The organism is Lacihabitans soyangensis, from assembly GCF_024343775.1.
GTDB classification, from domain to species: Bacteria; Bacteroidota; Bacteroidia; order Cytophagales; family Spirosomataceae; genus Leadbetterella; species Leadbetterella soyangensis.
The window spans coordinates 1-20,050 of record NZ_RJUF01000192.1; the positions used below are offsets into that span (position 1 = coordinate 1).

The 20,050-nt window shown below is 38.2% G+C and carries 16 protein-coding genes and 2 pseudogenes; 4 read left to right on the plus strand and 14 right to left on the minus strand.

All coding sequences use genetic code 11. From position 1 onward, the window contains the following. From EGI31_RS22470 to EGI31_RS22485, 5 genes and pseudogenes are all read right to left on the minus strand, one after another. Positions 1 to 388: pseudogene (locus EGI31_RS22470) on the minus strand (IS3 family transposase); the annotation flags it as partial. Beyond that, complete coding sequence (locus tag EGI31_RS22475; RefSeq protein WP_255037341.1) at positions 385 to 813, minus strand: helix-turn-helix domain-containing protein; 429 nt, start codon at positions 811 to 813, stop codon at positions 385 to 387. The gene EGI31_RS22475 and the pseudogene EGI31_RS22470, both read right to left, overlap by 4 nt. Before the next feature lie 114 nt (positions 814 to 927). Next, on the minus strand, positions 928 to 2,319 hold the full coding sequence (locus tag EGI31_RS22480) for a PepSY-like domain-containing protein (protein ID WP_255039438.1): 1,392 nt from the start codon (positions 2,317 to 2,319) through the stop codon (positions 928 to 930). Between the two features lie 124 nt (positions 2,320 to 2,443). Beyond that, on the minus strand, positions 2,444 to 2,638 hold the full coding sequence (locus EGI31_RS25510; RefSeq protein WP_374760709.1) for an Rdx family protein: 195 nt from the start codon (positions 2,636 to 2,638) through the stop codon (positions 2,444 to 2,446). A gap of 8 nt (positions 2,639 to 2,646) precedes the next feature. After that, complete coding sequence (locus tag EGI31_RS22485) at positions 2,647 to 4,611, minus strand: alpha-amylase family protein (protein WP_255039439.1); 1,965 nt, start codon at positions 4,609 to 4,611, stop codon at positions 2,647 to 2,649. A gap of 248 nt (positions 4,612 to 4,859) precedes the next feature. Between EGI31_RS22485 and EGI31_RS22490 the strand changes: the two genes are divergently transcribed. Together EGI31_RS22490 and accD are read left to right on the plus strand one after the other, a co-directional pair. Further along, positions 4,860 to 5,960 (plus strand): M48 family metalloprotease, encoded by a 1,101-nt coding sequence (locus EGI31_RS22490; RefSeq protein ID WP_255039440.1) that lies wholly within the window; start codon positions 4,860 to 4,862, stop codon positions 5,958 to 5,960. A 148-nt stretch (positions 5,961 to 6,108) separates the two neighbouring features. Further along, on the plus strand, positions 6,109 to 6,957 hold the full coding sequence (gene accD, locus EGI31_RS22495; RefSeq protein ID WP_255039441.1) for an acetyl-CoA carboxylase, carboxyltransferase subunit beta: 849 nt from the start codon (positions 6,109 to 6,111) through the stop codon (positions 6,955 to 6,957). A gap of 18 nt (positions 6,958 to 6,975) precedes the next feature. On the opposite strand, the gene EGI31_RS22500 is transcribed toward accD, so the two are convergent. Both EGI31_RS22500 and EGI31_RS22505 read right to left on the minus strand, forming a co-directional pair. Then, positions 6,976 to 7,872, minus strand: coding sequence for a DUF4249 domain-containing protein (locus EGI31_RS22500; RefSeq protein ID WP_255039442.1), 897 nt, complete (start codon positions 7,870 to 7,872; stop codon positions 6,976 to 6,978). A gap of 6 nt (positions 7,873 to 7,878) precedes the next feature. Further along, positions 7,879 to 10,263: a TonB-dependent receptor gene (locus tag EGI31_RS22505; RefSeq protein WP_255039443.1), complete on the minus strand. Its 2,385-nt coding sequence runs from the start codon at positions 10,261 to 10,263 to the stop codon at positions 7,879 to 7,881. A gap of 216 nt (positions 10,264 to 10,479) precedes the next feature. Here EGI31_RS22505 and nagB point away from each other — a divergent pair, with 216 nt between their 5' ends. Then, positions 10,480 to 12,399, plus strand: a complete 1,920-nt coding sequence (gene nagB, locus EGI31_RS22510) for a glucosamine-6-phosphate deaminase (RefSeq protein WP_255039444.1) — start codon at positions 10,480 to 10,482, stop codon at positions 12,397 to 12,399. 406 nt (positions 12,400 to 12,805) lie between these two features. After that, the gene (locus tag EGI31_RS22515; RefSeq protein ID WP_255039445.1) at positions 12,806 to 12,961 is read left to right on the plus strand and encodes a hypothetical protein; all 156 of its coding nucleotides are present in this window, start codon (positions 12,806 to 12,808) and stop codon (positions 12,959 to 12,961) included. Here the strand turns inward: EGI31_RS22515 and EGI31_RS22520 are convergent. The 7 genes and pseudogenes from EGI31_RS22520 to EGI31_RS22550 all read right to left on the minus strand — a co-directional run bounded on the left by EGI31_RS22520 (position 12,958) and on the right by EGI31_RS22550 (position 20,027). Further along, entirely contained in the window at positions 12,958 to 13,689 is a 732-nt protein-coding gene (locus EGI31_RS22520) for an RluA family pseudouridine synthase (protein WP_255039446.1), read from the minus strand. The genes EGI31_RS22515 and EGI31_RS22520 overlap by 4 nt on opposite strands. Position 13,690: 1 nt before the next feature. Continuing rightward, positions 13,691 to 14,842, minus strand: coding sequence for a 1-deoxy-D-xylulose-5-phosphate reductoisomerase (locus EGI31_RS22525; RefSeq protein WP_255039447.1), 1,152 nt, complete (start codon positions 14,840 to 14,842; stop codon positions 13,691 to 13,693). A 194-nt stretch (positions 14,843 to 15,036) separates the two neighbouring features. Then, a complete protein-coding gene (locus tag EGI31_RS22530; protein WP_255039448.1) occupies positions 15,037 to 15,597 on the minus strand; it encodes a GNAT family N-acetyltransferase in 561 nt (186 codons plus the stop codon). A gap of 59 nt (positions 15,598 to 15,656) precedes the next feature. After that, positions 15,657 to 16,970, minus strand: a complete 1,314-nt coding sequence (ahcY, locus tag EGI31_RS22535; RefSeq protein ID WP_255039449.1) for an adenosylhomocysteinase — start codon at positions 16,968 to 16,970, stop codon at positions 15,657 to 15,659. Between the two features lie 225 nt (positions 16,971 to 17,195). Continuing rightward, positions 17,196 to 18,061 (minus strand): annotated as a pseudogene (locus EGI31_RS22540) (FKBP-type peptidyl-prolyl cis-trans isomerase). 42 nt (positions 18,062 to 18,103) lie between these two features. Continuing rightward, on the minus strand, positions 18,104 to 18,940 hold the full coding sequence (locus tag EGI31_RS22545) for an FKBP-type peptidyl-prolyl cis-trans isomerase (protein ID WP_255039451.1): 837 nt from the start codon (positions 18,938 to 18,940) through the stop codon (positions 18,104 to 18,106). A 28-nt stretch (positions 18,941 to 18,968) separates the two neighbouring features. Continuing rightward, positions 18,969 to 20,027 (minus strand): DHH family phosphoesterase, encoded by a 1,059-nt coding sequence (locus EGI31_RS22550; protein WP_255039452.1) that lies wholly within the window; start codon positions 20,025 to 20,027, stop codon positions 18,969 to 18,971. Positions 20,028 to 20,050 lie beyond the last annotated feature (23 nt).

Genomic DNA, 20,050 nt, shown 5'->3' on the forward strand with positions numbered 1-20,050 from the left:
ACCTTGGTTTCTCTCTTCTTCCAATGTAAGTGATATCCGAAACCCAAACCTGATTTGGTCTTTTTATATCAATATTTAGGATTAGATTATCATGCTTTTTAAACCGATGTTTAGAGTTTGTAGTTACATGATAACGGCGTCTTGGCTGAATAAAAAGATGATTTGCTTTCATTATCGCAAAGAATTTATCTCTGCCAATATCAAGACTTTGTAGCTCTTTATTTAAGATATAGTATAACTTTTTGCCACCAATCATTGGCATCGTTTTTCTAACTTCTAATATCATATCCACAACTACTTCGGCTTTAAAAATCTTGACCTCCTTTCTTTTTATACTCCTGTAATACACCTGTCTATCAATCCCGAACAAATGACAGGCAAAACTCAAGGTTTGGTTTTCTTCTTGTCTAAATTGATCGATTGTTCGGGTGAGGAGTTTTTTCGGATATCAATTTGATATTCTTTTTCAGCTAAATTTATCATCATATCAAAGATGATTGCTTTTTTATCTGAAACATTGGCTAAATGTTCATAATAAGCTCTTTGTTTTTCTAAAAGCTTAACCTTAGCCTCAAGCTCCATTATTCTTTGCTCAGGTGTTTTCGGCATATGAGATGGCGTTTGATTTTCCCAATCAAAGTTACCGTATTTTCGCAGCCAAACTGTAATTGTCGCTCTACCTTGTATCCCATATTTCCTTTGAGCTCCACGAATTGAAATTTCTCCACGTTCAACTTCATGAACTATCTGAAGCTTTAAACTCATACTGTAATCTTTTTGACTACGCTTAACATAATTTACTCGTTCTTCCATTTTGATACTTTTTTGTGTATCGCTATTTCAGGACAAGACATTTTACCCAAAAAAAGAGGCTGCCTACTTATCAGTCAACCTCTTTTTGAATGTTTCACAGGAAACCTACTATGTTTATCCTTTTCTAGCGGCTAGAAAACCGCCTTCTCCATCAAATGTCACAAAATAAAGGTCAGTACCAAGTTTGATAATCACCTGATAACTAACCAGTTTTTCAGCAACAACAGACTTTGTACCTTTTTGATAAACATATCCCGAATATTTTTTATCTAGATATTCCTTTGCCTTAGCGGGAAGGTCTGTCACTTTTATCTCTTTTATAGAAATCATAGTATCATTTATTCCCGTACTATTTACTTTAACGGTTTTGGCTTTATCATCCATAACATATTCGTAAAGCATATTGTCGGCTGAAATGAGTATAGTAAAAGTTTTACCTTCACTTTGTGTTTTAATGAGCACCTTAAGCACCTTGTACTCTTTATGTTTGGTAGCTAGGTAAGTTACTATTTCTTTAGTCAGATCTTTTTCATCACCTACTTTAGTGGTAGCGGCGTCAGCTATAACAGTACCCAATTCAGATTTAGCAATTAATTTAAACTTGTCGTCAAATTTTAAATTTAGAACTTTGCCATTGTGTTTAACTATTATTTGATAATAAGCAATCTTTCCATCTTTTTTATAAACGGTTCCTTTTTGGTAGAGATATCCGGCAAATTCTTTAGTTAATAAAGATTTGATGTCTGCTGGAAGATCTTTTTCGGCTATTTCAACTATTTGATTACTACTGTCTTTTTGACCTGAGCTAGACTCCTTTATTAATGTACCATCTTCATTGTAAACCAACTCATAAACAGTCAAGTCTTTGCTTACGACAACCGTATATGTTTTTTTGGTGTCTTGCTTTAGGAGTAATGCCTTGATAAATTTATAATCTCCCAATTTGGTTTTAATGGCCGTTTTAATAGCAGTTGGAAGATCCGCTTCCGAAACCATAACCGCCTTGTTTGCATTGTCTTTTGAAGTATTTACTTCCTTAGCGTCTTTAGGCAGCACCATAAGAAGCACCAAAGTTCCTTTGGCATCAAAAACCAAAGTTATATATGAACCCTCTTTGGTTAATATCAGTATTTTATGACCATCAGATGCCTTGTTTTTGTCGAGGTTTTCAATAACTGACTTTACCGTACTTCCGGGATAGTTTTTATCAATAAACTCTTTAGCAGAGGCTGGAAGCTCGGCATTGGTTAGAAATTTAGAATATTCAGATATTATTCCCGAATTATTAATAACAAGACCCATGTCTTTGGCTTTCCATTTGAATCGGTATTCCCAAAGTTTTTGTTTTTCAATTTCTTCATATTTTCCATCAGTAGCATCTGGAAATTCAGTTTTCACTATGTTAGAGACTAAATCTGGTACCGATACTGAATCTGTAGGTGTTAAGGTTTCAGTTTTTGTGCAGGCAAAAATTACTAGAGTTAAAAATAGACTTAAGTATTTCATTTTAATAAGTTTTATGATGTTTAAAGCCGCAAAAATCTTTCCAGAAAACGAATTTTTTTAAACAATATTTAAAAAAATAAGAATTGGAAATTTTTTAAACTTCTCAGCTTTTGATTTCTGAGTGTCATAAACTTAATTCAGGAGCTATTTTAATCCGAATTTCCTGTTTTTTATCCATAAATCCACCATAATCCTTTCTATCAAAAACAACGTTTTTATCAACATTTCTTTCAAACTTTCCGATGGTTTGGCTCGGCATTAAAAGTACTTCTATTTCTGCATGTTTGTTATTAACTTTATTTTTAAGATTGGATAAAATCTAAAGGATTATTTCTTTCTGTATACCCGACACTCGTGCTCCGCCACAAAATCAACAGAAGAATAGACAAGCTCGAAATTATCCTTTTCAGAAAAAGAAAGCATTTCTACAGGATGAAAATTAACCATAAAGCAATAATTCCCAACGCTCCATTCAGCCACAAAATTGGTTTTAGACGGCTTTGAAATCCACTTAAAATCTGCAAATTGGGTTTCTTTTTGGATGGTTTCGAATAGAAGCTTCATTTTTTCTAATTCAGCAAAAAGGCCGTAGTTTTTGCCCCAAATAAAAGGTCCGTGGGTCACTTTATCGGTTTCGGCGTCGTCGTTTATCTGAAAAACGTAGAGTTTGGTATATTCTTCGTTCAGACCACGTTCGAGGTGTGCGTTGCGACATTCAAAGCCCAAAGACATGTAGGAAGGAAGAATAGGTAAGAAAAGCCCTACAAAAAATCTCAAATGATTGCCTTTTTTGTAAAATTCATCAAATCTGGGGTCGTCTTTGTCGGCCGTAATCATCGTGAAATTTGGTGCGAATTTTCTATTTTCGGCCAACGAAATATATTCCTCTAACTGAGTCATAAACACATCTGAACCTACCGGCGAGGCTTGAAGGTCCCCAAGCGTACTGTCGGCTTCTATGGCTTCTAGGTGGTCTATTTCGTTACCATAACCCATGGTGTCGGGTGGAGCGATGAAGGTCTCTGCAAAAAATCCGAAATGCTTTACGCCATTGGCTACTATATAGTTTTTGATTGCTTTCAGCGGGTCATAAAACTCACCTATTTCGCTTGGAACACCTCCTGACCTTGGCTGCACATGTGCCATATCGCCACGCATAAAATCAAAGTTATAAGCTTGTTGGCATTCGTAATATTTCTGACATACGTATTCCCAAGCGGGTACGTTTGGATTGTCAAATTCTAGCTCTTGATTATGTTCTGCATGATAAAACTTGTATCTGGCCAGTGGCCCAAACACCCTAGACATGGCTTCGGGCCTATCAAATTGGTAGTTGTACCATTTGTTGCCCATTTTGTCATAAATGAAGTCTTTCTCTACCAAATGCAGTCCTCTGTAGGGCGGTGCCATCGTTACAGGTAGGGTTTCTAGGCCATGGTAGAGCAACTGTTGCATCATCTCAAGTCTCCTGCTTAGTCTTTTATCTCGCTCATCAACCCGCCCAAACAGAATTTCGAGCCTTTGTTGTTCGCTAAGAATCGGATTCTTGAAATCAAAAAATACCGATTTGCTGTAAGAAATCAAACTGCCATTAGCTGTGCCATTTTGGTTTAAATATGCCCAAATAATATCTTCTACTTCAAGCCCATTTTGGGTATTTACTGCTAAAATGGTATGCTCTTTTCGTTTTACCCACTCAAACATTTGTGGATGCAAAAACACCAACTCCGAGAACCTATCGGTATGCGGAATTACATCCAATCCCACCGATTTTCCCATCATGTGGATTAAGTTCGTCACCACTTTCAGTTGTTTTTCTACAGTATCGAGGCTTGGGATGGCATTTTTTAATTCTTCGCTAAAAAATTCGGGGTTGATATTCCAGCTTATTTTACCATACAAACTGGACACTACGCCAGGCTCCCAAATGGGCAAAATATGAATGGAATCGTGGCCGCTGCCTGTAGTTAGTAAATATTTTATAAGGTTAAAGAAATTGCCAATTGTCCGAATATTCACACCAACCATATTGCTGGTTTTTAGCCAGTCGCCGTTTTGTTGGCCTTTTAGCGGACTAGGATAGGTAACACTCGGGTTAAGAGCTTGTCCAAGTTTATCAGTTCCGAATCTCGATTGAAGAATTTGAAATATGTCGAACACATTCAGTCCTACCGCAATTTCGGGAATGAGCTGCTTTACAAAACTTGTTTCATGATTAGAATAGGCAATCTTATATACAGAATGGCCATTTCTCCACACATCAAAGGGACTTTGAATGGGGTTGTTTTCCATCGTTTCTTTATTATCATAGGTATTTAATAACAAAACTATCAATTATTGAGAAAATCTGACACATATTTTGATTTTTTTGACTTTCTATCGACTGAGAAAATCGGGTTGAGGGACAATAAATCTAAAGATTCAGGTAGAGATTCAGCTAATATTTTGTGCTTTTTTTTGATTACATAAAACAAAAACTACCTTTGAATATTATTTTATCTAGAAATTTCGTTTCTCTCCAATACTTATAAATTCTATAAATGAAGGCCATTCTCACAGGTTTGCTTTTTGCAGTAGTTTCACATTTTTCATTTGCCCAAAACAATTCCGAAATTATAGTCGGTAAAAACTATTATGGCCAAGCTATAAACGAGCGTGAAATTTGTAACTGGGTGGCGTTTTCGACTCGACCAGAGGTTAGCAAAGCCATAGAAAACATTGTGAGACGTTCGGGCTTAAAGCAGAATTTTTATGTGATGGAATGCCCGAATACCGATAATTGCTTTGCCGCAACCCGAAATGGCGAGCGTTTGATAGTTTATGACCCCAAGTTTATTAACAAACTCAGCAACGTAACAAAAACAGACTGGGGGGCTTTGAGTATTTTGGCACACGAAATAGGGCATCATTTGCAAGGACATACCATCAAACAAGGCGGTTCAGAGCATGAAAAAGAATTGGAGGCGGATGAGTTTTCGGGCTTTGTGATGTATCAAATGGGTGCAAAACTGAAGGAAGCCCAATCGGCTATAGCGAGTTTAACCACCGAATATACCACCTCAACACATCCTCCGAGAAGTTTGAGGCTGAAGTCAATAGAGAAGGGCTACATGAATGCTCGTGAGTTATACCCTGACATTCAAGGGAATAAATCAGAAAGAAAGCCAGAGGTTCCGGCTGAAAAAGTCATGGATGAAATTATAATTGAAACTACAGTATCCAACGACCCGGAGACGTTGCCAGTTCGTAAAAAGGGCTGCGTTGATGGCAATTGCCTTGAGGGATTTGGTGTAGCTATTAATTCTAAAACGTCTGAAAAATTTGAGGGGAATTGGCACATGGGTAAACGTCATGGTCAGGGTGTAGAATATTACAAAGACGGTAAAAAGAAATACGAAGGCTCGTTTGCTAACAGTTTATATAATGGAAAAGGCACACTTTTCTTTAAAAATGGGGATAAATACATTGGAGGATTTTACCAAGGTAAAATGCACGGCTACCAAAGTACCTACATTTATAGAAACGGCGATAGATTAACAGTTGACTACATTGCTGGCCAAAAACAAGGAAAAGCCAAGGTGATTTATTATGGCGGGGTAGAGGGCACAAAATACTTCAAAAACGACGAAGAAATTTTCTAAATTAATTTGGTAATCAATACTTTTTGCAGATTATTTTTCTTCTAAAATATTATTAAGAGCTTCAGTGGTTTTCAAATAAAAAACCAGCTTTCTGCATTTCGAGCATAAAATTTCTTTTATATTTGCCCCTCCAAAATCTTACCATTTTATGTCTTGGTTTAGAAGAACTGAAAAAGGGATTAACACTCCTACTGAGCTCAAACGCGAAACTCCTGACGGACTTTGGTATCAATGTCCTGAGTGTAAAAACGTAATGCATACCCGTGAACACAAGCAAAATGCCTTTACATGTGTTCATTGCAACTATCACGACAAAATTGGTTCAGAGGCATATTTTAACCTCTTGTTTGACGAAGGGGCTTTCACGGAATTAGACAAAGATATGATTTCGGGCGATCCCTTGAAGTTTGTGGATACCAAGGCTTATCCTGATCGTATTAAGACTACCGTAGAAAAATCGGGACTTAAAGATGCTTGTCGAACTGCATATGGCAAAATGCATGGGAAGGAGGTAACTATTTCCTGTATGGATTTCGGCTTTATTGGCGGCTCAATGGGCTCGGTGGTTGGTGAAAAAATTGCCCGCGGAATTAGCCACGCCATTAAGACCAAAACGCCATTTTTGATGATTTCAAAGTCTGGCGGAGCCAGAATGATGGAGGCTGGATTTTCATTGATGCAAATGGCCAAAACTTCAGCAAAATTGGCCCTATTAGAAGAAGCAAAACTTCCTTACATATCACTTTTGACCGACCCAACTACCGGTGGTGTAACGGCATCCTTTGCTATGTTAGGCGACTTCAATGTAGCCGAACCCGGCTCATTGATTGGCTTTGCTGGTCCAAGAATCATTAAAGAAACCATTGGAAAAGACCTCCCGAAAGGATTCCAGACGGCCGAGTTTATTCTCGAACACGGTTTTCTAGACTTTATCGTTGACCGCAAAGACCTTAAAGATAAATTAGCCAGTCTTTTAGCTTTATTGGCAAAGAAATAAGTTGCTTGACCTCGGTTCTTACTGCTTCGGTCTAGCCTTACTTTTGTCTATCACAGTTTCAAAGGTGCTTACTTTTGAAACAAAAAAGGCACCCAAAGCTTTTTTTGTTGACTTGCTGTTCAGATTAATAATGTTGGTAGGTATGTTACTCAACGGCGTAGCAAATATTCCTCCATTAGAAGATTCCTGCCTTAGTTGCAGCAGAAAGTAGTAAGCCTCTGTAGGAATAGAAAACAATTCTACTTTCAGTTTATCCTTGTCCGAAAACAAAGTTTGGTTCAGCGATTGTCGGATAGGCAAAATAAACATCAGACCATCGGACTTTGAACCTGGCGAAAATCCAGCATCGTAGGCCAGTGTAATATCTGTAGGTTTAAACCTCAAAGTATCGTTTTTGTAAGACCTTACCAGATAAGTATCTCCTTCACCCACGGGGTCATTGGCATAAAATTGTGCAAGAAAACCATCCTTCGGGCCGCCATTCGGGGGTGCAATTGGGAAACTAAATACCTCATACGCAATAGAATCTATTTTTGGGACCCTTTTGAGCTGGGAGAGGGAATAATACTGCTCATTTTCATATTTTACAGCTAATGCCACTTGCTCGTTTTCTTTTAAAAACTTTCCAGCTTTTGGTTTATAGGTATAAACACCGTCGTTGTTTGGGTCGGTAAAGACATGGGCGGTGCTGTCTTGGTTATATACGATTACCTCTGCACCCAACGCTGGTTTGGGGGCAGCATCCTCAAAATAGGGCTGCGAAATAGTTAGTTTCACGCTTTGTTCTTTGTCTTCGTCAGTAAGCCAAGCATCTACTACTAGCTGATTTACTCCGTCCTTTACTTCTAAATCTATTACTTCTTCACAAGAAAATAGAGCAGCGGAGACTATAAGTATTGATAATATTTTTTTCATGATTTTTTAGAATTTGAAATTGTATGTAACTGCAGGAATAATAGCGGCAAAAACCGAGTATTTTACTGCCTCAGTTTTGGAAGGGTCATCAGGATTTTGACGCACATACACCGAAAAAGGATTTTTTCTGTTATAAACATTATATACCGAAAACACCCACTCACTTTCGCCTTTGCCAAACAAAGCATGTTTATTTTTACGGGTAGCTGAGTAGTCCAGTCTATGGCTGTTTGGAATTCTATAAGTATTTCTATCATCGGTATAATTGTGAGGAAGTGCAATTCCTTGCCACGCAAACTTATTGGTCGGGAAACTTGCCGGGGTGCCACTGGAGAAGGATAACGTTGTACCCATAGACCATTTTTTGGTCAAGTCAAGAATTCCAACCACCGATATATTATGGGCTTTGTCAATTCTGCTGGCGTACCAATCGTTGTTATTTAGCCCATCAATTTTTCTTTCTGTTCGTGCTAGCGTATAACTCACCCAACCATTAAGTTTGCCTTTATTTTTTTTCACAAAAAACTCCGCACCATAAGCTCTACCGATACCGTACATGAGGTCGCCCTCAACTGCTGGATTAAGTAACAAATCCGCATTTCTTATGTAATCAATCTGGTTTTTTAGAGTTTTGTAATAAACTTCTACGGAACTTTCGTAAAGGTTTTCAGAAAAATTCTTGAATAAGCCCAAAGCTACTTGATCGGAGAGTTGCGGCTTGATGTTGTTACTGCTTGGTGTCCAAACGTCAAGAGGTGACGAAGCCACGGTGTTAGAGAGCAAATGAATGTACTGTGCCAATCTATTGTACCCTAGTTTTATAGAGGTGCTGTTGTTTATTCCTAAATTCAGGGCAATTCTTGGCTCCAAGTTGCCATAGTTTTTGATGGCTTCTCCTTTTTCAGACGTTCGAGTTGAGGTTATTGCTTTTCTCTCTCCAGGTGTAGTATTTTCATTAAAAGTGTAAACCGTTCCAGGTCCCATGTAGCTGTAGAAAGAATACCTCAGGCCATAGTTAAGAGTAAGTTTGTCAGTCAGTTTTTGCTCATTACCAACATACAGAGCCGATTCCATGGCATATTTACTATCTAAGCCAATGGAGCGAGATTGCCCACCCGAAACCGCAGTGGCTTGTCCAGGATTAAAAGTGTAATAGATTGCTTGTCCTCCAAAGGATATGGTGTTTTTGGAGTTTAGATAATAATTAAAATCAGGTTTTATGCTGTAATTCAATATGTTGGACTTCCATTCAAAAGAATCTTGGTCATTTTCATTTGACAAATCAGAGTCGAGTGAGTAGTCATAGTTTGAGTAAAAGACGGTTGTGTTCAGGAACAATTTATTGTTGAAAACATGGTTCCATCGAAAAGAAGTGGTGGAGTTTCCCCAGTTGAATCCAAAGTCAGCTCCGAACACATCCCGACCGAAGTAGCCAGAAAGAAAAATAGTATTTTTGTCGTTTATTTTGTAATTGGTTTTGGCCGTAAAATCATAGAAGTAGAATCTTGACCCTTTCAAGTCGGAGTTTAGAAATGGCTTTGCCAGAATGTCGATATATGATCTTCGCAAGGCGACTATAAAACTTCCTTTTTCTTTTAGGAATGGTCTTTCATAAGCAAATCTTGAGAAAATTGTTCCCAATCCACCCGAGAATTCAGGTTTTTTCGAATTTCCCTCCTTCATTCTTACGTCTAATATAGAAGAAACTCTTCCTCCGTAGGTGGCAGGTATTCCTCCTTTTATCAGTTTAACGTCTTTCACTACATCGGGGTTAAAAACCGAGAAGAATCCGAACAGGTGGGAGGAATTATAGACAGGGGCCTCGTCCAGTAAAACTAAGTTTTGATCTATTCCGCCACCTCTCACATTAAAGCCAGATGATCCCTCTCCAACGGAGCTTACACCGGGTAGAAACTGTATGCTCCTTATAACATCTACTTCCCCAAGAAATGCGGGCATCTTTTTGATGGTTTTCATTTCCACTTTATTCACCGACATCTCCACATTTTTCACATTGTCATCCTCTCGTTTTCCTGTCACTACTACTTCATCAAGAAGCTTTCCTTCTTCAGTGAGCTCGAAGTTCAGTGTTTGATTATTGTCTAGCGTATATTCTTTTGAAACAGAGTTGTAGCCTATGTAGCTTACAACAAGTGTGTATTTTCCTTGTGGTGCCGTGATGGAGTAAAAACCGTAAACATTGGTACTTGCACCTATTTTAAGTTCTTTCAAAAACACGTTTACCCCTATCATGCCTTCGCCATTTTTGGCATCACTTACTTTACCGCTTATTGTAAAATTAGTTTGAGCATTGCATGGATTAGCTGTGGCAAAAACGAAAAGGAAAAATAGAAAGTGCTTAAAATTAAAAGGTTTTGTAAAGTATGACATCTTTAAATATTTGGATTCTTTATAATCGCTGAGGAATGTATTTCTAACGTTTAACTTAAATAAATAGTTTTTGAATCTATTTTTTATAAAATTGTCACTATAAAATCTTTCTATTGTTCTAAATTGATTAATCACTTTTTAAATTATTTTAATAAGTGTGCCTGTTTAATTAATAATTGCTTTATTTTTGTAAAAAAAACACCTAATTGATTCATCATGAGTAGTCCTCTTTTCAAAGAACCCATTGCATACGAAAAAATACCAACTAGGATTTTTACTGATCCTCGTGAAGCTTCAAAATCTGTTGCTCATGAAATCGCGGAATTGATAAAATTAAAGCAAAGGGAAGGTAAAAGCTGTGTTTTGGGTTTAGCCACTGGGTCTTCGCCAAAGACGGTTTATGCCGAGCTTATTCGTTTACACCGGGAGGAAGGCTTGAGTTTCAAAAACGTGGTGTCGTTTAATCTCGACGAATATTACCCGATGGAGCCAGATGCCATTCAAAGTTATTGGCGGTTCATGAAAGAGCAATTGTTTGACCATGTGGATATTCCAAAAGAGAACTATTTTATTCCGCTCGGAGATATTCCTCAGAGCCAAATAGAGGATTTTTGTAAAAGTTACGAGGCAAAAATCGACAGTTTGGGCGGCTTAGATTTTCAGCTTTTGGGTATAGGTGGTAACGGTCACATAGGTTTTAACGAACCTGGCTCACTGATAAACTCCAAAACTCGTTTGATGATGTTAGATCATTCCACAAGAGCTGCTGCCGTTATGGATTTTGGAGGAGAACTCATAAAAGTACCAAAGAAGGCTATTACAATGGGTGTGTCTAAAATACTTCAGGCTAAAAGAGTGGTATTGCTCGCCTGGGGAGAGAGAAAAGCAGGAATGATAGCTGACGCCGTGGAGGGATCGGTTTCGGAGCATAATCCATCTTCATATTTACAAAGTCATGGCAATGTGCTTTTTGTTGTAGATACCGCGGCTGCTTCAGAACTTAAAAGAATGAAGTCACCATGGCTAGTTGAAGACGTCACTTGGGACAGTCAAATGACCAAGAAGGCTGTTTGCAGTTTGGCTTTAGATCTTAAGAAACCGATTCTTAAACTGACCAACAAAGATTATAACGACAATGGTTTGTCAGACCTTTTGGCAGGTTACGGCCAAGCGTATGAAATAAATATTGAGGTATTTAACCAATTGCAGCATTCTATTTCGGGTTGGCCAGGTGGCAAACCGAATGCTGATGATACCAATAGACCAGAGCGTGCATTACCAGAAAGGAAAAGAGTAATTATCTTCAGTCCGCACCCTGACGACGATATCATCTCTATGGGTGGAACTTTCCAACGCTTGGTAGATCAAGGCCATGAAGTACATGTGGCGTACCAGACCTCTGGAAATATCGCCGTTTCTGATGATGAGGCCATCAGGTTTATAGATTTTGTGGTTGACTTTAATCGTCAGTTTGGTATTAATAACGACGAGACCACCAAGATTTTTGAAGATGCGAAATCATTTCTTTTAAACAAAAAAGATAGTGAATTGGATACAGCGGAAGTTAGACATGTGAAAGGTTTAATCCGAAAAGGAGAAGCCAAAAACACTTGTAGATTTGTTGGAATTCCGGTCGAAAACGCACATTTCATGAATATGCCGTTTTATGAAACTGGTCAAGTACAGAAAGCACCGCTCGGTAAAAAAGACATAGAAATAACCAAAGAGTTGATTGAAAAAATCAAACCTCATCAAATATACGCAGCAGGAGATTTGGCCGACCCACATGGAACTCACAAAGTGTGTCTAGACGCCATTATGGATGCAGTGAAGGAACTCAAGCACAAAAACTTCATGAAGGATTGTTGGGTTTGGCTATACAGGGGTGCATGGGCTGAGTGGGAAATTCATGAGATAGAAATGGCGGTACCGATGAGTCCCGACCAGGTTATTCAGAAACGCTTGGGTATATTCAAGCATCAATCTCAAAAAGATGGCGTGGTTTTCCAAGGTTCAGATGCCCGTGAGTTTTGGCAAAGAGCAGAGGAGCGAAACGCTACCACAGCAGAACTTTATAACAAACTAGGTCTAGCCGAATATCAAGCTATGGAGGCCTTTGTTAGGTGGAAATATTAAATCAATTTATTTAACCCTAGATATACAAGTCTACTTCTTTTGAGGTAGACTTTTTTGCTTATGGTTATTCCATGGAAATATATCCGTCCAACTGGCTGATGGAAAACTTACGAGTCGTCGGGTTGATTTCGGTTAAGGCATCCTTATTCAATAAAAAAATTTTTAATTTGCCAGAAATACTAAATCTTTTTATTAATATTGGTAAAAGAATCAACCCTTAAGTGTTTAAAATCTAGATAAATAGGTTTTATTGAACTTGATTTCTAAAAAATTTATAATTTTTTTGATACCAAGCAACAACAAATTAGGATTATTCAAATAATTTATTTTACTTTACTGACATATGGTACGTTTTTTGTAATAAGTTCCTTGTGCTTTCAAATATAAGCGTACCTAACCAACCATTATGAAGAAAATAAATTTTTTTATGACCGTTCAATGGCTAATTTTTATGCCATTGATACTTCCATTAGGAATTATTACTGGTGCTTTCGAGGGTGTTAAGAAAACATTTGAGCAGGCTTCGTCAGACATTCTTGAGAAACAAGAAGTTGTTTCTTAATGAACAAAGCCGAGGTTTCCTAATTTGATTTCTTCGTCGTCGAGACTCAGGAACTCTTCCCAGAACGGCTGCTCAGGAACGGCCGCTCTACAAATTATTGGCTCGTTTTTTACGGGATGTATGAAATATATACGTCTTGCATGAAGATTTATCGATCCATCTTGATTTCCTCTTGGCGAACCGTACTTCACATCACCTTTGATGGCACACCCTAGAGATGCCAGCTGAACCCTTATTTGATGCGGTCTGCCAGTAATTGGGCTCACTTCTATCAAATGATATTTATTAATGTTACCCATGTATCGGTAAGTAAGTTCGGCTTTTTGTGAGTCAGGTACTTCTGTGTCGTAAGCTGTTACGGTGTTAGAGGAGCTATCTTTCTTTAACCAATGTACCAGTTTGCCTGCTTTTTTTTCAGGTTTTTTGTAGGTAATTGCCCAATAGGTTTTTTGAACCAGTCTTTTTCTAAAAATCTCATTCATTCTTGTAAGAGCCTTAGAGGTTTTTGCAAAAACCACAATTCCACTTACAGGCCTGTCGAGTCTGTGAATAGTACCCAAGAAAACATCGCCTGGTTTATTATGAGTTACTTTTATGTATTCTTTTACATAATCCTCTAGGGTTTTATCTTTGGTGATGTCTTCATGCACCAACACACCCGCAGCTTTGTTAACTATTATCAGGTGGTTATCTTCATATATTACGTGAAAAGGTTCTTTTGTCTTCATGTTATTTTATTTTGTTTAAAGCTGCTTGTCTTGTTGATTTGTCGGTTTCTATGTAATCTTCCAGAGAAGGCTTTTCTATAAAATTAATCGTCTGCATGCAGAACTCTATGACGTCTGACATTTCTAAAAACCCTATTTTATCTCTCAAAAACGCATCCACCGCAACTTCATTGGCGGCGTTTAGTATGCAGGGCATGTTTCCACCTTTTTTGAGTGCTTCAAAAGCAAGGCTTAAGTTTCTAAATGTCTCTAAGTCTGGTTTTTCGAAAGTCAGATTTGGGTAATTTATAAAATCAAACCTCGGAAAGTCAGACTTTAATCTTCTCGGAAAACCGAGTGCATATTGAATCGGTAACTTCATATCTGGCAGACCTAATTGTGCTTTTATGCTACCGTCCTCGAACTGCACCAAGGAATGGACTATACTTTGTGGATGGACTATGACTTCAATTTGTTCTGGCTTAAGGTCAAAAAGCCATTTGGCCTCTATAACCTCCAAACCTTTGTTCATCATGCTAGCTGAGTCGATGGTTATTTTTGCCCCCATATCCCAGTTGGGATGTTTTAAGGCTTGTTCTTTTTTTACATTTTTAAGAAAAGATCTATCTTTTCCTCTAAATGGTCCACCTGATGCCGTTAGTATAATCTTTTCGATAGGATTTATATATTCACCAACCAAACATTGGAAAATAGCTGAATGCTCAGAATCTACCGGTAAAATATCGATTTTATTTTCAATGGCCAGTTTTGTAACTATCTCTCCAGCAACCACCAAGGTTTCTTTGTTAGCCAAAGCGATGTGTTTTCCTGCTTTTATGGCGTTGATGGTTGGTATTAGTCCAGAATAGCCCACCAAGGCTGTTAAAACGGTATGTATATTTTCATTTTCTACCACCGAAGCCAAGGATTTTTGACCACAATACACCTTAATATCTAATGGTTCAAGGGCTGCGTTCACTTTGTCGTAAAGCGTTTCTTCACCAATAACCACCACGTTTGGTTTGAATTTAACGGCCTGCTCAATGAGTAAATCGGCATTTGACTGAGCGGTCAAAACTTCTACTTCGAAGATATCGCTATTGGCAGCTATTACATCTAAGGCTTGTGTTCCGATAGAACCCGTTGAACCCAATATGGCAATTTTTTTCTTCATCAAAAATCCTTAAAACTAAAATGGTTTGCAAAAGTAGTGGTTTTGTAGCTAAAAGTGGCTAGTTGTTAGGAATATGTGATAATGATTGGTTTGATGGCCCACAGATGACATTCCGATAGCTATCGGAACAAGTAACGCTGATTAACACGGATTAGATTGAAAAATGTGTATGTTCAATGAGTAATTTTATGGTTTTAATCTTGAAAATCCATCATCACAATATTCCAATTACTTTCTGTAAAACTGTCATAAAACGTATGAATCACTTCAAACCCACTTTTTTGGTGGGCTTTTAGTGAACGGGGATTATGTTCGCTTATGTCGGTTACGGCAAAATCGTATTTAGACTTTAGCTCTTCTTTATAAAATGCGTAGAGTTTTTCTACCAAACCTTGGCCTCTGTAGTTTTTGTCGATACAAAGTTGACCGACGAAAATGTAATTGTACCCGGTCATGGGGCGGTTTTTGTAGGTTAAACTTGCCACGGTAGAGAACAATTCATTAAAAACGGGCATGTCTTGGGCAGCACTTTCGACCATAGCTATGGCATAGGCGACAACTATATTATTATCAGTAATTACAACACATGGCTCAGAGAGATTGATTTTTTTCAATTGCTCAAAAGTATGCTCGGCCGTTACAAATCCCTGAGATTCTTTTTCGGTCTCTGACAAATATTTCTTGAGATTTCGCTTTTGTAAATCTAGAATTTGATTCAGACTTTCGTCTGTGAGTGCTCGCTCGAATTTCAACATAAAATAAAAAAACCATCCTCACCAAAAGTAAGGATGGTTCGTCTAAAAAACAATATTTATTAGTATCTGTACATTTCTGACTTGAAAGGTCCTTCAACATTAACGCCTATGTAATCAGCTTGTTCTTTTGAAAGCGTATCCAATTTGGCACCCACGTGAGCCAAGTGGAAAGCAGCAACTTTCTCGTCCAATGCTTTTGGCAACACATAAACTTTTTTGTCATAAGCCGCAGTATTGGTCCAAAGTTCTATTTGAGCAAGAGTTTGGTTTGAGAATGAGCAAGACATCACAAATGATGGGTGACCCATTGCACAACCCAAGTTCACCAATCTACCTTCTGCCAATATGATAATGTCTTTACCTTCTACTGTATACATATCTACTTGTGGCTTAATTACATTCTTGGTGCTGCCATAGTTTTGGTTTAACCAAGCCATGTCGATCTCATTGTCGAAGTGGCCGATGTTACAAACGATGGCTTTGTCACGCATTTTCAAGAAATGCTCGCTTCTGATGATTTTGTAATTACCTGTTGCTGTTACAAATATTTGAGCTCTTGTACAAGCCTCGTCCATGGTTACAACTTCGTAGCCATCCATTGCTGCTTGCAAAGCACATATTGGATCAATTTCCGTCACCAATACTCTACAACCTGCACCTCTTAGTGAATCAGCTGAGCCTTTGCCTACGTCGCCGTATCCAGCCACAGCAGCAACTTTACCAGCCAACATCAAGTCAGTAGCACGACGGATAGCATCTACCAATGACTCTTTACAGCCATATTTATTATCGAATTTCGATTTTGTAACCGAGTCGTTAACGTTGATAGCTGGCAACAATAAAGTACCATTTTTCATTCTTTCGTAAAGACGGTGAACTCCGGTAGTAGTTTCTTCAGAAAGACCTTTGATGCCACTTACTAACTCAGGATAAACATCAAAAACCATATTAGTCAAATCACCGCCATCGTCAAGAATCATGTTCAATGGTTGTTTTTCTTCGCCAAAGAACAAGGTTTGCTCAATACACCAGTCAAATTCTTCGGCTGTTTGACCTTTCCAAGCGTAAACCTGAATACCAGCGGCAGCTATGGCAGCGGCAGCGTGGTCTTGTGTAGAGAAGATGTTACATGAAGACCAAGTAACCTCGGCTCCTAGTTCTACCAATGTTTCTATCAAAACGGCCGTCTGGATAGTCATGTGTAGACATCCGGCTACTCTTGCACCTGCTAATGGCTTAGATGGGCCGTATTCTTTTCTGATTTCCATCAAACCTGGCATTTCTGCTTCGGCCAATTGTATTTCTTTACGACCCCACTCGGCCAAAGAGATGTCCTTCACTTTGTAAGGAACGTATGCATTTTCTGATTTCATAAAAAGGTATTTTATCTATAAATACTTATTAATTTGTTGCTATTGTCTAATAACTGTGCAAAATTAATATAAAATATCTGCAAAATAAAAGAATTTTAGTAAAAATGACTACTCGGGCTTCGAGTTGTTATTTTTTATGCTTAAAATCTGGGTTTTCGAATAACCAAAAACAAAAAAGACCCGGCCAAGCCGAGTCTTTTTCAGTGTTTAAATTAAATACAAAGACTACTTCCCGTTTACGGTAAGTACTTCTATATCAAATATCAATGGGGTATAAGGCGGTATGGAACCACTTCCGTTGGTGCCATAACCTATAGAAGAAGGGAAAATAATTCTAGCCTTTTCACCTTTTCTAAGTTTTGAAATCCCTCGGTAAATCCCGCTATGGCCGAAGAGGAGCCTATAACCACACCGAATGTTCCGCTATCAAAGCTGGTTTCATTTAGGAACATTCCGTTGTATTTCACAGTTACATTATCACCCGTTTTCAGAGAATCGTTAGTGGTTTTTGCATTCGTTCGAATAAAACGTAAGCCAGAGCTTGTTTTTTCGGTAACTGTTAGGCCTTTCTTTTTTACGTAATTATTGATTTTATCGTCCTCCGACAGCAAGTCTATTAGTTCTATTTCGGCCACGATAACTGCGTATTTCTCAATTCCAGCGGGAGGGTTTTCGTAGTAAGCCTGATAAGAAGGAATCAGGAATGTACCCTTTTCTCCTTCTTTTAACAGCAATAAGGCATATTTGAATCCGTCGAAAGCCTGAGTAGTGTAGAAATTGAACATGGCCGAGTCAGCGGCTGTTTTTTTTACGATTTCTTTGCCTTCAATAGTTTTTAAAGAATAAGCCACATGCAAGTCATAAGCCGACGAAACGGCCAAGCCTGCACTGTTGGTTTTTGAGATGTTGTAATATATACCTGTAGACGCGTTTTTGGTAAGTGTCAAAGAGTTGGTCTGACCATATTCTACCATCTTCAACTCCTCGTTTTTTGCCAAAACGTCAAGGTCAGTTTCGACGTACTTTCCTAAACAAGAGGACAATAAAACACTTGATACTATTAAAACCGCGAACCTTTTCAATAAAAACATTTCAAATACTATTTAAAAATAAAGAACGATAAACTCAAGTTATTATTTCTTGATATCATTTAATGTAATATCAAAAACTAGAGGTGTGTTAGGAGGAATTGGACCACCACCTTGCTCACCATAGGCCAATGCCGAAGGAATAACAAATGTGCTTTTGCCTCCTTTTTTCATTGTTTTCAGAGCAAGTTCCCAACCTGGAATCACTTTGCTTTGACCTAGTGGCACCTCAAAAGGCTGACCATTTGACTGGTCGAATATTTTGCCATCCATAAACTTACCTACATATTCTACTACTACGGTTTGTCCATCTACTGGCGTTGCCCCGGCACCCACACTATTTTCTGTGTAGTATATTCCTTCGGCAGTTTTTAGAGCGTTTTTCATGCTTTTGGCCGCAAAATCCGCAATAGTTTTTGGTTCAAGAGATTTTTTATCTGCCAATTCTTTGTCAAATTCGGCTCTTGTTTGCACTTTGTGCATTTTCACGATAAACTTCAAATCGCTTCCTTTTGCAATTCCCGGCGAAAGTGGTTGTCCCATTAGCTTAAACAATGAGTCAGCGTTTACTAACACCGTGGTGCTATCACCTTCGCCAATGTGATAAAGTGCATTCTCAAAAGAACCTTTAAACGCTCCTTTTTGAATAGGAACAATGAAGGCTTGTCCTTCTTTGTAACTGTCTTTAATCACAGAGTCAGTTGCGGTTTTGATAATTAAATCAAAAGAAATAATATCTCCGTCTTTACCAACTTTGCCCGATTTCCCTTTTTCGTGGATTTGCAATCTGTCACCGTCTTTGGTGGTGGTTACCTTGAACTTGTCACAAGAAACCAAGCCTAAAACAGCGAGGATTGTCAAAACGCTAAATGTAAATTTCATCTGTTTGTATTTTATGATTATAAAAATGTTAATTTGGTTGTAATTCTAATTGAGATTTTAAATAAGGGAGCAAAGTTAAGAATTTTTGGACAGTTTCTTCAAGAGATAGATTTGACCTACCTCCGGCAGCATTTTTATGACCACCACCTTCGAAGTAATCTCGGGCTAAATCAGCCACCGAAAAATCATGGACAGATCTAAATGAAATCTTTATGAGTCCTTCTTTTTCAATAAAAATGGCAGACATTACTGAGCCCGCGATGGACAAACCGTAATTTACAATTCCCTCGGTGTCGCCGTTTTTGGAATTGTATTTTTTTAATTCTTTTTCTGAGATAGAAGTATAGCAAACTCTGTACTCAGGCAAATAAGTCATTTTTTTGCTCAACACATAGCCAAGAAATTGGAGCTTCTCGAAATCGTTTTGGTCAAAAAGACTCCTATTTATAGATGAAGGTACCACGCCTTTGGCCAAAAGTTTTCCCGCAATATTGTGCACTTCGGGCGTAGTGGCCGGATATTTAAAAGAGCCGGTGTCTGTCAAAAGGCCTGTATATAAGCATGTGGCTACATCAAGGTCAATCATAGACTCATGCCCTAGTTTAACAATCATTTGATATATAAGCTCGCAAGTGGACGAAGCGTGCTCGTTCCAATATAGTAAATCTCCAAAGCTTTCAGGTTGTTCGTGGTGGTCTATGATTATTTTCTTGGAAAAAGAATTCAAGACTGCGTCTTTCATATCTTTCATTCGAGAACCCGACGAAAAGTCTGTACAAAAAATTAAGTCTGCTTCGGCAATGAGTTCGTTGGCAAGTGCTTTGTTTTTATTATCATAAACCACGATAGCCGGAACACCAGGCATCCACGCTATGAAATCGGCATAATCTGTAGGGCTGATGAAAGTTACTTTCTCGATATCAAATTGTTTGAGATAGTTCCAAAGTCCCAAAGCCGAACCAAAGGCATCGCCGTCAGGATTTTGGTGACTCGTGATTACAATATTTTTAGCTTTTTTGGTCCAATCTAAATATAAATCCAGCTTCTGTTTGTCGTCCGTAAAATACTCTACCATATTATTTTTCAATTCGTTCGCAATTTACGAAGCTA